This is a genomic window from Flavobacterium pallidum, assembly GCF_003097535.1.
GTDB lineage: Bacteria > Bacteroidota > Bacteroidia > Flavobacteriales > Flavobacteriaceae > Flavobacterium > Flavobacterium pallidum.
In genome coordinates this window covers 2,610,474-2,626,064 of the sequence record NZ_CP029187.1, presented here as the reverse complement: position 1 = coordinate 2,626,064, position 15,591 = coordinate 2,610,474, and the positions used below count along the sequence as shown (strand labels likewise).

Here is a 15,591-nt window from a genome sequence, read left to right as displayed (position 1 = left end):
ATTTATATTGATTATAGGATTGTAAGACTATAGGATTTTAAGACTATAGGATTTTAAGATTGTATAGAAATAAATCTGTAAGACAAATCTCAAAATCTTAAAGCGGAAGCGGTCCTAAAGCGCAGCGGTCTTAAAATCCTTAACTCTAATTAATTTTTCGTTCCAATTCCAATTTATTCACCGGATGGTACACGATCGGGATTTTCTCAATGGCCACATCGCTTTTATCCAGGCCAAAAGCCTTTGCATCTGAAATGGATAAGTGTTTCAATACGAAATAGGCGTTCAATAGCAGCCCATCGCGCACCGCAAATTCATTTTCAACCGACAGGAATTTTTCCAGAATGACAAATTTATAATCAGGCTCCGGATTGTATTTCGTAGCACCATCAGGGCGGATATGGAGGTTGAGTTCCTTATTGCGCGCCAGGTCGAAGACAATTTTCTTGAAATACAATTCCACCCTGGGCTGCACGCGGAAACCGACATTTAAAACAATCTTGATCACTTTATCATCCAGTAGTTCGATGACATCATAATTCAAAGCATAGGGTTCGTTAACACGGTTGATGTGGAAAAACCAATATACATCGGCACGCTTCGGCTTTTTTGAAAAAATGGATTTGATGATCTTTTCTTCAATTTCGTAATTCTTGTCGGCTTTGGATAAATACACAAGGTGTGTCGAATATTTCGGGATGGCGTCATCTTCACTGAGTTCTTTCAGCAATGGCGCCTGTTCGGCCAGGTTGATAAACTTCAGGTAACGGTTGTTGATCTTTCGGGAATAATACCATACGTACATCACCATGAAAATGAACAGCTCGAAGAACAGGAACATCCACCGCTCTTTAATCTTAATTATATTGGCCAAAAAGAACGAGCCTTCAATGACTGTAAACAATACGAGCAACGACAGCACCCAGACGGCTTTCATCTTTTTGATGAAAAATAAATAATAGGTCAGCAAAAGCGTCGTCATCAGCATGGCGATCGTGATCGAGAAACCGTAGGCAGCTTCCATATGCGTCGAATTCTTGAAGTATAAAATCATCAATACACAGCCAATCCAAAGTATGGTATTGATGGACGGAATGTAAATCTGTCCTTTCAGGTCGGTTGGATTGCGCAGGGCAACGCGCGGCCAGAAATTCAGTGAAATCGCTTCATTAATTAAAGTATAAGAACCGCTGATTAGCGCCTGCGAAGCGATAATCGTAGCCATTGTAGCAATAATAATCCCCGAAATCAGGAACCATTGCGGCATGATTTCATAAAACGGATTCCTTCCGGCCAGTTCGGGATTGCCCTGAGTCATCAGCCACGCGGCCTGGCCAAGGTAATTGGCAACCAAAGCGATTTTTACAAAAATCCATGTGATTCGTATGTTCTTTTTCCCACAATGCCCAAGATCGGAATATAAGGCTTCGGCCCCGGTAGTGCAAAGGAATACGCCACCAAGCAACCAGAACCCTTTTGGATATTGCATTAAAAGCTCATATGCATACATCGGATTTAAAGATTTCAGGATTTCAGGATGGTGAAGAATTTGTGAAATTCCCAAAACCAACAGCATTGAAAACCATACGACCATCACCGGCCCGAAAATAGTCCCGACTTTTTGCGAACCGAACCTCTGGAAAAAGAACAACCCGGAAAGTATCGCGATGACGATCGCCATGGTAGGTAAATTCGGGACAATGGGTTCGAGACCTTCCACGGCTGACGCTACAGACATTGGTGGCGTGATGATGCCGTCAGCGAGTAAAGTGGTGGCGCCTAAAATAGCTGGGATCACCAGTTTTCCTTTACCGAAGCGCTTTACCAAAGCATATAATGAGAAAATCCCGCCTTCGCCATGGTTGTCTGCGGAAAGCGTCAGGAAAATGTATTTGAAAGTCGTTTGAAAAGTAAGCGTCCAGAACACGCAGGACACGCCGCCATAAACAAGCAATTCGGTAATCGGGCGCTCGCCTACTACGGCTTTCATGACATAAAGCGGGCTCGTGCCGATGTCGCCATAAATAATCCCGAGCGCTACCAGCAGCGATGCGGCACTGATTTTCTGAAAAGTGGATGCATTCATATTGAAAATATTTGAAATTGATAGTTGAAAAAATCAGGCATAGGAAACCTGTATCATAAAGTTTTATCACTTCTGATGCGTTGATTGCGATAAAATAAAAAGAGTATTATCCCGTGTTAAAACGATATCCGATTCCGGATTCGGTCAATATATGCTTCGGGTGGTTTGGATCTGATTCGAGCTTTTTACGAAGCTGCGCCACGAAAACCCGGAGGTATTGCGTCTGGTCGGCATACGCATTTCCCCACACTTCCTTCAGTATGGACTGGTGCGTGAGTACGCGGCCTTCGTTTTTAATCATTAAGGCCAGTAAGGAATATTCAGTGGCGGTAAGCTTGATGGTTTCGCCGTTTTTCCTGACCAAACGCGCTGCGAGATCGACGGTTACTGCTCCGAATGAAATTAAAGGTTCGCTTATCTGAAGGCTTACGTTTCGCAATGCAGTCCGGATACGCGCCAGCAATTCCTGTGTCCGGAATGGCTTGGTCAGGTAATCATTCGCGCCATTGTCGAGGGCTTTTACAATTTCAGCTTCTGCGTTTTTTACGGTCAGGATGATGATCGGATTGCGGAACCAGCCGCGCAGTTTTATAAGGACATTTTGCCCATCATCATCAGGCAGGCCCAAATCCAGTAAGATCATATCCGGCGGATGGTTGGCGGCAGCAAGGATGCCCTCTTTTGCAGTGGCAGCGAATAAAGTCCGGTATCCGTCAGAATCCAAAGTGATTTCGAGCAGTTTCCTGATCTGGCTCTCATCGTCAATTACCAATATGGAAGGGTTGTTATTCATTGCTGATGCCTTTTAAATGCATGACTGCGGCTGCAAAACCGATTTTGAACATCGCACCGCCTTCTTCGCGGTTCTGCAAAGTGATTTTTCCGTCCTGCGCTTCGGTGAAACCTTTTACGATAGAAAGTCCAAGGCCGGTACCACCTGTTTTGGAATCCTTTACGCGGTAAAATCGATCAAATGCTTTGGCAATTTCCGCTTCGGGAAAACCGTAACCATCATCGGCGATGGTAATGTTGCAGGTGAGTTGTTTGTCTTCGTGGTATTCAAAATCGACTTCAGGTTTGTATTCTATGGTGATTTGAATGGAAGAACCTTTAGGCGTATATTGGGACGCATTGTAAACGATATTATAAATGATCTGCTCTGTCAGTCCGTAATCAAGGCGGAAAAGTGGGAGATAATCCGGTTTGCTCACATTAATTTTATGAGACATCAGTTCTTCCTTAAGGCTGTCAATGACATTGTAAATGAGTTCACTGATATCGCACCAGTCGAGTTTGGGTTGTATGTAACCGGATTCCAGGCGCGACATATTCAATAAGTTTTCCACCTGATGGTTTAACCGCAGCGACGCTTTTTCCATTTCCGAAAGCAGTTTCTGCGTATTTTCACCTGACATCGATGTGGATTTTTCCTGCAATGCCCCTACGCCACCCATAATTGTAGCGATCGGCGTACGCAGCTCATGGGAAAGCGAATCCAATAATATATTGTACAATTTCATCGTGCTAAGCCTTGCCTCGCGAACCTGTACGATTTGTTCTGCGCGACGGATTTTGAATGTCAGCACTGCATTCACCAGCGCAATGACAAAGAAGAGCAGCAACAGCAACAGATCTTCAGTGCTGTTGATCTGGAGGTTGTAATACGGTTTTATAAAAAGGAAATCCAGTATCAGTGCGCTTAATGTCGCGGCAATCAATACCGGTAATATTTCAAGGAAAATTGCCAATAGTGAAACAGTTACCAATAACAGATACCCGATAACCTTATAATCCACCAAATCCCGGATCAGCAGGCACAGTAATGACACCGCTGTCACCGAGACAATGCTGACGGCATATTGGTTTTTGGATTTTGTCTGTCTTAAGAAACGGTTCATCACACAGTTTTTAACTACGGGACAAAGTTACGGCAAGGTTTGTAAGTATTTTATAATAAAGGACAAGGTTGGTGTAAAGATTTTATAAAGATTTTTGGACTTCCTTGACTTCTGATGAAATTATAAAAAGCCGTTTTTCAAAGTCTACAAATCCAAAAGCGCAGCGTGTCCAACGCGCAGCCGTCTATAGCGTAGCGTTTCTGATTACCTTCCCCGCAGCAAATTTCCCGCTCTCCAAAGCCGCTTCCACTGTGGCAGTTTCAAATGTCGGGTCGAAGGCTTCCCCCGCAAACCAGATGGTATTTCCAAAACCCTTGTTGATTCGCTTTACGGCAGGTTTGCTTTCGGGTTTTGGCCAAGAATAGCCGCCGCGGAATGATGTTTTCCCGGTATATCGAAAAACAGCGGCATTTCGGAAATAATGATTGGTATTGGGGAACGCCTGGGTCAATTCTGCAAGGCAGGAAGTGACAATGTCGTCGTCAGTGAGCTCGTCATAATAGGGAACGTCATCATTTCCGATCCAAGCCGTCAGAACCGGTGAATGTTGGTCCAATTGCGTCCAGAATGTAAGTTTTCCTGCAAAAAGGAAGCCCAGATCCGGAATATCGTGTTCCCAAAACGGTTTTTCAAACTCAAGCGCCACCTTTATCACATGGCCAAAACCGATCTTATTAAATAAGGCTGGCAATTCGGGAATATCGGGCGTAAAAGTGATTTCCTTATTTTTCAGTATCCCTAAAGATGCCGTGACGATGACGCAATCAGCCTCATAAGAATTATTTTCCGTGATCACTTTCACTTCGCCGCTTTTCCATTCCATTCCGGTTACTTTTTGGTTAAAGATAATCGAGCAATCCCGCTGCGCCGCTTCATTATAAAGATATTCGAGTAAAGGGGTGTAACCGGTCAACGGCCGGTATTGCGTTTCTTCGGACAGCCATTCTTCTTTTAAGCTCAGCAAACTGACTTCGGCGGGATTGGCCAGGTCCAGTCCTTGTGCCATTTCGCATACTTCTTTACGCAGCAAGGTATATTTCGGACCGGGAAAATGTTCTTTAAGGAATGATTCAAGCGTACAATCTGCTTCCAATTGCGACAACTTTCCGTAAAAACTTTCCCAAGCCTTGCTGTTTCCGAAGCTATTGGAGATCTTACCGTTCTTGAAACGGTGCATATTCATGGAGGCTTGGGTGTATGGTAGTTTTGCCTTTTTCAGCAATTTCAATGTCAGCGGTAAATTTCCGTGGATGAATTCAGCACCAGCTTCAACCGTATTGATAAAACCATCAGGGACAAAAGTACGGATGCGCCCGCCAATCCTGTTTCCTGACTCCAGGATGATTACCGAAACACCTTTTATTGACAATACATTGGCTGCCATTATTCCGGCTGCTCCCGCCCCGATGATGATTGTTTTCATTTTTATGATTTTTGGCGTTCTTAGACTTTTCAGACAAAATTATGAAAACATGTTTGCTAAATCTAAGAAGTCTAAAAATCTAAAGCACAGCGTGTCCAGGGCGCAGCTGTCTTATGCAGCGTATCCAAAATATTCCTTACTTTTACACACCAAATAAAAACCATATGTCTGTAGCCAAAAAAGATTACAAGAAAATAACCACGAAGTCGCTGGTCGACATGAAAGCCAATGGCGAGAAGATTTCGATGCTCACCGCATACGACTTTACAATGGCAAAAATCGTGGACACTGCTGGGGTTGACGTAATCCTCGTAGGCGATTCTGCGTCGAATGTGATGGCGGGGCACGAAACCACCTTACCGATTACACTGGACCAGATGATTTACCACGCCTCATCGGTAATCCGTGCCGTGGACAGGGCTTTGGTAGTGGTCGACCTTCCTTTCGGAAGTTACCAGTCTGATCCAAAAGAAGCCTTGCGCTCTTCCATAAGGATTATGAAAGAAAGTGGCGGGCATGCCGTGAAACTGGAAGGCGGACGCGAAATCAAGGACTCCATTAAGAAGATACTGAATGCGGGCATCCCGGTTATGGGACACCTCGGACTGACACCGCAGTCCATATATAAATTTGGCACTTATACCGTTCGTGCAAAAGAAGAAGAAGAAGCGGAAAAACTGGTTGAAGATGCCATATTGCTTGAAAAACTGGGATGTTTTGCATTGGTATTGGAAAAAATTCCGGCACATTTAGCGGAAAGGGTGGCTAAAAGCATTTCCATTCCCGTTATCGGGATTGGTGCAGGCGGCGGCGTAGACGGGCAGGTTTTGGTGATCCATGATATGCTGGGGATGAATAATGAATTCAGTCCGCGTTTCCTGAGGAGGTACCTTGATTTGTATGAACAGATGACCGGCGCCATTTCGAAATATGTGAGTGATGTGAAAGGGAAGGATTTCCCGAATGAGAAGGAGCAGTATTAGGAGACTTCTTAGACTTTTTAGACTTCTTAGACTTTGAAAATAAAGATGTCCTTAAAATGCAATCCGACTATGTCGCCTAAATATAAAAATATAAGCCATTAAATTAATATCTATGCATCGATTTAAAGAATTACACGCCTGGAAACTAAGTAGGGAATTTTGCAAAAATGTATACGAGATGACATCCTTATTTCCTTCAGATGAAAAATTTGGTTTAACTAATCAATTACGACGTGCCGCGGTTTCTATCCCTTCAAACATAGCTGAAGGTTCTTCCAGAAATTCCAATAAGGATTTTTGCAGGTTTCTGGAAATTGCAATAGGCTCTGCTTACGAAATTGAAACACAATTATTGATTGCAGCAGACTTATCGTTTATAACTAATAAAAATTCGGAAACATTAATAAATCAACTTGATTCCATTGTAAAAATGATATCAAGGTTCCGCACAACTTTACAGTAATATTTCCACAAAGTCAAGAAGTCTAATAATCTAAAGCGCAGCGTGTCTAACAATCTAAAAATTACATCCTCCAAACACAATCTCCAAATCCTCCACGAAGACAACCATCTCATTGTCATAAACAAGCGCGTAGGTGATATCGTGCAGGGCGACAAAACCGGCGACAAGCCGCTGAGCGATGTGGTCAAAGAATATATCAAGGACAAATACAACAAACCCGGGGAAGTATTTCTTGGCGTGGTGCACAGGCTGGACCGCCCAACTACGGGAATTGTAGTCTTTGCACGTACTTCAAAAGCGTTGACCAGGCTTAATGAATTGTTCAAGAACCGGGAAACACATAAAACGTATTGGGCCGTCGTTAAAAACAAACCATCAAAAAAAGAAGACAAACTGGTTCATTTCTTAAAGCGGAATGAGAAAAACAATACCTCCAAAGCCCATCTCAAAGAAGTTCCTGAAAGCAAAATAGCGAGCCTCGATTACAGCATTATTAAAGAATTACAGCATTATACCGTACTCGAAATTGCCTTGCACACAGGGCGACATCATCAGATACGGGCCCAGTTATCCGCCATTGGATCGCCCATAAAAGGCGACCTGAAATATGGTGCAGAGCGCAGCAATCCTGACGGTGGCATACACCTGCATGCCCGCAAGCTACAATTTATGCATCCGGTTTCCAGGGAACCTCTGATGATCGAAGCGCCTACACCCGATGACCCAATCTGGAATGCAATCTGAAATGATTCTAAAATTCATAATAAACTGTTAAAAACAAAAGCAGTTTTCATATATTTGGACCAATAAAAACATCTACTTATGAAGAAAATTACGCTATTATTTTGTGCATTTTTAGCACTCCCTGCTGTTGCGCAGGAACATTTTGCAGGACTTGCCACTTCCAAACGCGTGGGAATCCTGAATGGAAATATGAACCCGTCAGAGTTCGCCAATCTCGGCAGCCGCTTTGAAGTCCAGATTTTCGGGCTTAGCGTAAACGCTTCGAGCAATAAGGTCGGGTTTAGCGACATTGTTAACGGTGATGACCTGGAAGCGCTTATTTTTTCAGGAAGTGAACCGGTTGATTTTACCACGAATGCAGAAATCGCTCTTCCTGGATTTGCTTTTAAAGCCCTTGGATGGGGGTTTGGTATTTCGGCAAGCGGGCATATCACGGCAAACGTAATCGATGTAAATTCGGATTTTGGACGTGCCGTTACCAATAACGATCTTGATGCCACTACCGCGGCAGCCATCATCACCAACTCTGGAAACCAACGTGTAAACGCTACTGTGTGGGGAGAAGTCGGTTTTTCTGCAGCACGAAAAATTTATGAAAATGAAAAACACCGATTTGGTGGAGGTATCACCCTGAAATTATTGTTTCCGGGTTCTTACGCCAACATGGGTGCCGGAAACTTTTCAGGAAACATCAACTATGGCACAGGAAGTCCCGTTTTAACGAATGGCCACGCCAATGTCAATATTGCTTATTCGGGAAATTTTGCTGAAAGTTTCACCGATGCAAGTGATTACACGAGTTCGTTATTTGGCGACCTTAAAGGAATGGCTACCGATATTGGTTTTGACTATCAATGGAAATCAGGTTCTACATATAAATTGAAAGTGGGCGCTGCAATCAAAAATATGGGCAGCATGACGTTCAAGTCTGACGACAATAAGTCAACCAATTATACATTGGATATGTCAGCCGGACAGTCCCTCGATTTATCTGAATTTGAAAATGCCGAAAGTTTATCTGATGTAGAAGATGTGTTATTGAGCCATCCGGAGATGTTCACAGAAACTTCTGAGACCAGCGACTTTAAAGTAAAATTGCCGACGGTCTTAAACCTTTATGCCGATTACAATATCGTTTCAAAACTAAACGTGACCCTGTTCATGCAACAAAAAATGAATAAGGATGACGATAACAAACAAGTCGCTTCACAAAACATCTTTGCCATCACACCAAGGGTAAACCTGGCGTTTTTCGAAGCATTCCTGCCAGTTTCATTCAATGAGATTTCAGGGACACAGGCAGGTTTCGGATTTAGGTTGTCCGGATTTTACCTGGGGTCGAACTCCATCCTGACTGCCCTTGGCGACGGAAAACAGGCCGATGCCTACTTCGGTTACCGTTTCGGGTTCTTGTAATATCGGGTGATGCATTTCAGCCACGACATACGTTTCAGGAAAGAAACACTTCAAAAGCTCCTCCACAATATCCTGCTCCACCAGGCCGATATTGTGGAGGCTTTGCATAAGGACTTCCGCAAACCTGCTTTCGAAACCATTATGAGCGAAAGTTCGATTGTGATTTCGGATTTAAAACATACCATTAAAAATATGGAGTCATGGGCAAGACCTAAAAAGGTTCGTGCCTCGCTGCTCAATTTCCCGTCGCGCGATTATATTTACAGCGAGCCTTACGGCAAAGTGCTGGTCATATCGCCGTGGAATTATCCGTTCCAACTGTCCTTCCTGCCACTGATCGCCGCTGTGGCTGCCGGGAATTCGGTGGTGCTCAAACCGTCTGAGCTTACTCCGGCAACATCCGCTTTGGTGTCAAAAATCATCCGGGAAACTTTCGATGTAAAACATGTGGTGGCCGTATTGGGTGATGCTACAATTGCTGCTGATCTGCTTAAGAAAAAATGGGATTATATTTTCTTTACCGGCAGTACTGCTGTAGGGAAAATCGTTGCAAAAGCTGCTGCCGAAAACCTCACGCCCATAACGCTGGAACTGGGTGGGAAAAACCCGTGCATTGTCGATCATACGGCCAACCTGAAGCTCGCGGCCAGGCGTATCGTTTGGGGGAAATTCATGAACGCAGGGCAAACCTGTATTGCGCCGGATTATCTTTTGGTGCATACCAAAATCAAGGGTAAACTGATTGCTCTGCTGCAAGCCGAAATGGAACAAGCTTATGGTGGAAATCCTGAAGCTTCCCCGGATTTTGCCCGCATCATCAACAGCGGCCATTGGAAAAGGCTGACAGCATTGATCGAGCCTTATAAAATCCTGTATGGTGGGCAATCTGTTGAAGCTGAACGTTACCTTTCCCCTACCCTTATCGACGAATTCAACGTAGAAAGTGCTTTAATGAAAGGAGAAATTTTCGGGCCAATCCTTCCCATCCTTACCTATGAAAACGAGGATGATATCCGCCGGACACTGGGAAGGTATGAAAAACCACTGTCTCTATATCTTTTTACTGAAAATAAGGAATTCGAAAAGCGGATCCTGCGCCATTATTCCTTTGGCGGAGGCTGTATTAACGACACTGTGGTCCATTTTTCGAATAAGAGGCTTCCTTTCGGGGGAGTTGGGCAGTCCGGAATGGGAATGTATCACGGGAAATACGGCTTTGATACCTTCAGCCATAAAAAATCAGTTTTGAAAAAAGCAAGCTGGATTGATATTACAATACGCTATGCCCCTTATGGCAAAAAGCTGAAGTGGATTAAGCGCATAATGGAATGGTTTTAGCTGTTAATAAATTAAGAAACTCGCAATTTATCAATATAAATGGGCGCGTATTTTTCACTGTCGTTGGTTTTTTTGTATTTTTACTATATCGCAGGTAACCAAAATTTTTGTAAGTAACATTTTTACAAAGGCAGCGAATACATCATGAATCTCAAAAAAATAAATTTCAGCAAAACACTGATCGCTTTGAGCTTCCTGTTCACAACGAAGGTATTTCCTTCATTTCAAAACCATCTTTTTTTTGAAATTTCGCCGAAAGCCATCACATCAGAATGGTGGTTTATTATGATTATTTTTGTAGGCATGAGCTTCGTTTTTTTATGGGCACTTAAAAAATTGTCTGTTTCAAAACGCGAATTTCATTCTTCCTTACAAAACCATATTGACAACAATCAGTACCGGCTTTACCTGCTGTTTTTCGGTGTCATGTTTCCTGTCACCGAATTGTTCCTCGAAATTTTCAGTGTCCGGAAACACAGCGAGTTTTGGTTTAATTCCTTTATGGGTCTACTGTTGCTGATCATTTATTATTACAGCGACAAAAAAGAGTTTCTCAAAAAACACCTTAAAACCATTTTTATCGCAAATTACATCGCGCTGACGTTTTATGTCATTTACAAGCTTACTTTCCACCCTTTTGAGCTGGTGACTTTTGCTGAATTGCTGATTATCTTCTTCTTTGCACCCAGCATTTTCCAGACATTGAAATCTTATTGGGCCTTTATCGCTGGGTTTGCAGCGATGCTTTTTGTGCTTCACATCAAGAATATCGTCGGGACAAACATATTGCTGACACTGCTGTATTCATTCTTCTTTATCATCGTAATCCACTACATACGCCAGATCATACTGCTGAATTCGCAGGACCGTTTTGCTTTTGCAGACCAGATTGTGAACAAAGGCAACTCGCTGATTGTCGGCACGAACGTAAAAGGCGAATTGTCGTATTGCAGTGACAGTATCCATTCCATTTTAGGGTATTCGCCAAAGGAAGTGATGGGCCTGAATTTCTGGAAGCTTACGGAAGATCCGGAATTCATCGGTGAAAAATACCATGATAATTATATCGATGAAAGGCTGTATATCCGAAAACTGAAATGCAAAAATGGCGAGTACAAATTCATCCAGTGGAAAGACAAAAAGTACAGCGAGAACCTGATCATCGGGATGGGACAGGACGTTACCAGCCAGATTGAAATCCAGAACCAGTACCGGAACCTGATTGAAAATGCTACCGATATCATCTTTGAAGTCAACGACGACGGGGATTTTACATTTATAAATGACTTCACGATTTCATTGTTGGGCTATGCCAAAGAAGAAATTATCGGACGCAATTATATTGAATTCATCCGACCCGACTACATGTCCAATATGAAAGAATTCTATGAAACGCTGGCGGTAAATGAAGGTGAATTCCCGATCATCGAATTCCCGATTACAACCAAAAGCGGCGAAGAGCTATGGGTTTCCCAAAAAGTGATCATGCGCCAAAACAATGAAGGCCAGATTTTAGGCTATTCGGGCATTGCGCGCAACATTACGACACTTAAGAACATCGAAATGGAAAACCAGCGCAGGCAGGAAAAAATCGTAAAATACAATGCCACGATCAATAAGCTTTCTACGACCAATTATATCAACCATAAAAACCTCGTCACCATATTGCAGATGATCCTGAAAAGCGCCGCACGCGACACGAATGTCGAACGGGTGAGTTTCTGGGAATACCAGACCGATAAAATTGTATGCAGCTGCCTTTTTGATCTGAACACCAATTCCTTTTCAAAAGGCCGCATTTTTGAAAAGAAAAATGTGCCAATTTATTTCCGGGCGATTGAAAACGACAAGATTATTGTGGCTTCTGATGTCAATAACCACAGGGAAACCAAAGAATTCCGTGATAATTATTTTGTAGAAAAAGGGATTAAATCACTTTTGGATACCACGATCATCATCAATGGAAAAATTGCCGGCGTATTGTGCTTCGAAGCTACAAATAAAAAGGATTTTGACAACGAGGACATCAACTTTATCCGCTCGGTTTCCGACATCATATCCCTTGCGATCGAAGCCCAGAAAAGGAAAAAGGCAGAAGTGAAACTGGCTTATAAAAGCGATTTGCTGTCGGCGGTAGCTTTATGCACTGATAAATTCCTGTTGAAAATCGACACGAACGATATGTTCACCGAGGCATTTGAAATCATCGGCAAAGCCACTAATGCGGACCATATTTATTATTATGAGAATGATTTAAAGACAAATCTTATCAGCCAGCAAATCAAGTGGGCAAAAGCGGGTGTAGAATTGCAGATTACAACTTTGCAGAAATTTACCCACGAAAACCTTAGGGAAATCACGGACAGCATCCGCATTAAAAAAACGTTTTACACCCACACCCGCGAACTGCAGGATACTTTCTTTAAAAAATTGCTTGTTGACAATGAAATAAAATCCATCCTGATCATCCCGATCTTCAGGAAAAATATATTCACTGGATTTATAGGTTTTGATGACTGCGCTTTCGAAAGGAACTGGACCGAGGACGAGATTTATATCCTGCAAACCCTTGCCAACAATATTTCGGCGGCGCTCGAGCGCAACATCAATGAGAACATGATTTATGAAAGTGAGGAAAAATTCAGGCTGCTTGCCAATAATATCCCAGGAACGGTATATCTTTTCAAAAATGATGAAAACTGGTCCAAAGTGTATATCAACGACCAGATCAAGAAACTGACCGGCTACAGCAAATCGGATTTCCTTGAAAACCGTGTGCGCTACACCAGCCTGATCCATGCTGATGACCAGCCCAAAGTCGCTTCGGTAATCAAAAAAGCATTGGAGAACAAACAACCTTTCAATGTGATATACCGCCTGCAGAAGAAAAGCGGGGATTTGGTTTGGGTAGAGGAATTCGGGGATTTCATTATTATTGAAAATGAAGTGGCTTTTGTGGAAGGGATTTTCATTGATATTACTGAAAGGAAGGAAAACGAAAATGCCGTCAAAGCGCGTGAAGTGGCAGAAGCGGCCAATAAGGCAAAGTCAGATTTCCTTGCCAATATGAGCCACGAGATCCGTACGCCTTTAAACGGCATCATCGGTTTTACAGACCTGCTGATGCAAACGGATCTGCAGCTGATCCAGCAAAAATATATGGGCACGATCAACCAGTCGGCAAATTCGCTTTTGGAAATCATCAACAACATACTGGACTTTTCAAAAATCGAGGCCGGGAAACTGGAACTCGAAATCAAGAAGCACGACCTGCGTGAACTATTGGATCAGGTAATCGACCTTATCTCTTTCGAATCAAGCCAGAAAAGCATCGAACTGCATTTAAAAATATCGGACGACATCAACAAATATGTCTGGATAGACTCGGTCAGGCTGAAACAAATCCTCTTCAATCTGCTGGGCAACGCGGTCAAATTTACCGAGCGTGGCAAAATCGAACTGGAAGTCATTTCAGTTTCCAAAAAACAAGATTCAGAACGTACGCTGCGGTTTTGCGTTAAAGATACCGGCATTGGGATTTTAAAGGAAAACCAGGCCAAGATATTCACCGCTTTTTCACAGGAAGACAATTCCACGACACGGAAATTCGGCGGCACCGGCCTGGGGCTTACCATTTCAAACCAATTGCTCGGGCTGATGCACAGCCGGCTTGAACTGCTGAGCGAGCCCGGAAAAGGAAGTTTTTTCTGGTTTGATATCACGCTGAAAACCTCAAAAGAAAAAATAAATACCGTACCTGAAACCAACAGCGACGATGCGATTGCATATGAAACCATATCCGACAAACTGAAAATACTGGTCGTTGAAGACAATAATATCAACATGCTGCTGGTCAAGACCATTATTAAAAACATTGTCCCGAATGTCATGCTTACCGAAGCCAATAATGGTGCCATTGCAGTAGAACAGTTCCTGCAAGACACCCCCGACCTTATTTTTATGGATGTGCAGATGCCGGTAATGAATGGTTATGAAGCCACGTCAGAAATCAGGAAACTTGCGCATGGTGACAGTGTACCGATTGTAGCACTTACGGCAGGCATTGTAAAGGAGGAACGCGACCGCTGCCTTGACGCAGGAATGAATGATTACATTACCAAACCCATCATTAAAGGTTCTATCGAGGCAATTATCAGGAAGTGGAAGCCAAAGGTGGAAACGAATCCATGAAAGAGCCTCAAAGTCGAAAGTTTGGGAGAAAAGCAATATTACAGTTTATGTGGTCTTAAAAAAGAGTCAAAAAACGGATCTTAAGACTGCATTCACCACCTTTCGACTTCCACCTTTCGACTTTCCCATATTTTTTCATACTTTTGACGCTGTTAAAAAAACACACTAATGGCTTCAACAAATTTAGGCGGGAACGCCATCAATACTAACGGTGAGCTACCGCAGGTCGGTTCAAAAGCACCGGATTTCAACCTCATAAAAAACGATCTTTCTGCTGCCTCGCTTTCAGATTTTGACGGAAAGCAATTGATCCTTAATATCTTTCCAAGCATCGATACCGGCGTTTGTGCCACATCGGTGAGGCATTTCAACGAAAAAGCGGCAGGCCTTGACAATACGGCAGTACTTTGCATTTCGCGCGACCTCCCTTTTGCCCAAAAGCGTTTCTGTGGTGCTGAAAATATTTTAAACGTATTGACGTTATCCGATTTCCGTGATGGTACATTCGGAAAGGATTATGGTTTGGAAATGACAGAAGGCGCTTTGGCCGGATTGCATGCGAGGGCGGTTGTAGTAATCGATGCAGATGGAAAAATCAAATATACTGAACTGGTTTCGGAAATCGGTAAGGAACCTGATTATGATGCGGCCTTAAATGCACTTTAATTGATGAAAACAGACAATTCCTTTATAACAGGCCGCCTGAAAAGCTTTAAGTTTGCTTTTGCGGGAGCTTATAAGCTTATTACCACCGAACACAGCATTATGGCGCAATCCTCTTTGGGCCTGATCATGACCGCAGCAGGATTTTACTTCGGGATCACTAAAACCGAATGGCTGTTCCAGGTTTTTGCAATCGGATTGGTGCTGAGTATTGAAGGATTGAATACGGCTGTTGAAAAGATTGCAGACTTCATTCATCCGGATTTCCATACCAAAATCGGTTTTATAAAGGATATTGCCGCCGGAGCTGTATTTTTTGCAGCATTGGCAGCCATGACGATTGCCTGCATCATATATGTTCCGTATCTAATGGCGTTATAAATGAG

Annotated in this window: 12 protein-coding genes; 8 read left to right on the top strand and 4 right to left on the bottom strand. The window is 43.1% G+C overall.

Features of this window, described 5'->3' with window-relative positions:
* Positions 1-145 precede the first annotated feature (145 nt).
* From HYN49_RS10800 to HYN49_RS10785, 4 genes are all read right to left on the bottom strand, one after another.
* Positions 146-2,086: a KUP/HAK/KT family potassium transporter gene (locus HYN49_RS10800; RefSeq protein ID WP_108904128.1), complete on the bottom strand. Its 1,941-nt coding sequence runs from the start codon at positions 2,084-2,086 to the stop codon at positions 146-148.
* Positions 2,087-2,192: 106 nt separating this feature from the next.
* Positions 2,193-2,879 carry a response regulator gene (locus tag HYN49_RS10795; protein ID WP_108904127.1) on the bottom strand — a complete coding sequence of 229 codons (687 nt, stop codon included), beginning with the start codon at positions 2,877-2,879 and terminating at the stop codon, positions 2,193-2,195.
* A complete protein-coding gene (locus HYN49_RS10790) occupies positions 2,872-3,984 on the bottom strand; it encodes a sensor histidine kinase (protein ID WP_108904126.1) in 1,113 nt (370 codons plus the stop codon). The genes HYN49_RS10795 and HYN49_RS10790 overlap by 8 nt, the downstream gene beginning before the upstream one ends.
* Before the next feature lie 184 nt (positions 3,985-4,168).
* Positions 4,169-5,407, bottom strand: a complete 1,239-nt coding sequence (locus tag HYN49_RS10785; RefSeq protein ID WP_108904125.1) for a flavin monoamine oxidase family protein — start codon at positions 5,405-5,407, stop codon at positions 4,169-4,171.
* Between the two features lie 164 nt (positions 5,408-5,571).
* Between HYN49_RS10785 and panB the strand changes: the two genes are divergently transcribed.
* The 8 genes from panB (at position 5,572) to HYN49_RS10745 (ending at position 15,586) form a co-directional block, all read left to right on the top strand.
* Positions 5,572-6,390, top strand: coding sequence for a 3-methyl-2-oxobutanoate hydroxymethyltransferase (gene panB, locus HYN49_RS10780; RefSeq protein WP_108904124.1), 819 nt, complete (start codon positions 5,572-5,574; stop codon positions 6,388-6,390).
* Positions 6,391-6,502: 112 nt separating this feature from the next.
* The gene (locus tag HYN49_RS10775) at positions 6,503-6,853 is read left to right on the top strand and encodes a four helix bundle protein (protein WP_108904123.1); all 351 of its coding nucleotides are present in this window, start codon (positions 6,503-6,505) and stop codon (positions 6,851-6,853) included.
* Between the two features lie 42 nt (positions 6,854-6,895).
* Complete coding sequence (locus HYN49_RS10770; protein ID WP_181368947.1) at positions 6,896-7,597, top strand: RluA family pseudouridine synthase; 702 nt, start codon at positions 6,896-6,898, stop codon at positions 7,595-7,597.
* A 78-nt stretch (positions 7,598-7,675) separates the two neighbouring features.
* A complete protein-coding gene (locus HYN49_RS10765) occupies positions 7,676-9,013 on the top strand; it encodes a hypothetical protein (protein ID WP_108904122.1) in 1,338 nt (445 codons plus the stop codon).
* A gap of 9 nt (positions 9,014-9,022) precedes the next feature.
* Entirely contained in the window at positions 9,023-10,351 is a 1,329-nt protein-coding gene (locus HYN49_RS10760) for an aldehyde dehydrogenase (RefSeq protein WP_108904121.1), read from the top strand.
* Positions 10,352-10,495: 144 nt separating this feature from the next.
* A complete protein-coding gene (locus HYN49_RS10755; protein ID WP_108904120.1) occupies positions 10,496-14,542 on the top strand; it encodes a PAS domain S-box protein in 4,047 nt (1,348 codons plus the stop codon).
* 168 nt (positions 14,543-14,710) lie between these two features.
* Positions 14,711-15,208, top strand: a complete 498-nt coding sequence (tpx, locus tag HYN49_RS10750) for a thiol peroxidase (RefSeq protein WP_108904119.1) — start codon at positions 14,711-14,713, stop codon at positions 15,206-15,208.
* A 3-nt stretch (positions 15,209-15,211) separates the two neighbouring features.
* Positions 15,212-15,586 (top strand): diacylglycerol kinase family protein, encoded by a 375-nt coding sequence (locus HYN49_RS10745; protein WP_108904118.1) that lies wholly within the window; start codon positions 15,212-15,214, stop codon positions 15,584-15,586.
* Positions 15,587-15,591 lie beyond the last annotated feature (5 nt).

Coding starts and splice junctions, on each gene's coding strand:
- HYN49_RS10755 (WP_108904120.1), top strand. CDS start 10,496: ATGAATCTCAAAAAAATAAATTTCAGCAAAACACTGATCGCTTTGAGC.
- HYN49_RS10745 (WP_108904118.1), top strand. CDS start 15,212: ATGAAAACAGACAATTCCTTTATAACAGGCCGCCTGAAAAGCTTTAAG.
- tpx (WP_108904119.1), top strand. CDS start 14,711: ATGGCTTCAACAAATTTAGGCGGGAACGCCATCAATACTAACGGTGAG.
- HYN49_RS10790 (WP_108904126.1), bottom strand. CDS start 3,984: ATGAACCGTTTCTTAAGACAGACAAAATCCAAAAACCAATATGCCGTC.
- HYN49_RS10795 (WP_108904127.1), bottom strand. CDS start 2,879: ATGAATAACAACCCTTCCATATTGGTAATTGACGATGAGAGCCAGATC.
- HYN49_RS10785 (WP_108904125.1), bottom strand. CDS start 5,407: ATGAAAACAATCATCATCGGGGCGGGAGCAGCCGGAATAATGGCAGCC.
- HYN49_RS10760 (WP_108904121.1), top strand. CDS start 9,023: ATGCATTTCAGCCACGACATACGTTTCAGGAAAGAAACACTTCAAAAG.
- HYN49_RS10765 (WP_108904122.1), top strand. CDS start 7,676: ATGAAGAAAATTACGCTATTATTTTGTGCATTTTTAGCACTCCCTGCT.
- HYN49_RS10775 (WP_108904123.1), top strand. CDS start 6,503: ATGCATCGATTTAAAGAATTACACGCCTGGAAACTAAGTAGGGAATTT.
- panB (WP_108904124.1), top strand. CDS start 5,572: ATGTCTGTAGCCAAAAAAGATTACAAGAAAATAACCACGAAGTCGCTG.
- HYN49_RS10800 (WP_108904128.1), bottom strand. CDS start 2,086: ATGAATGCATCCACTTTTCAGAAAATCAGTGCCGCATCGCTGCTGGTA.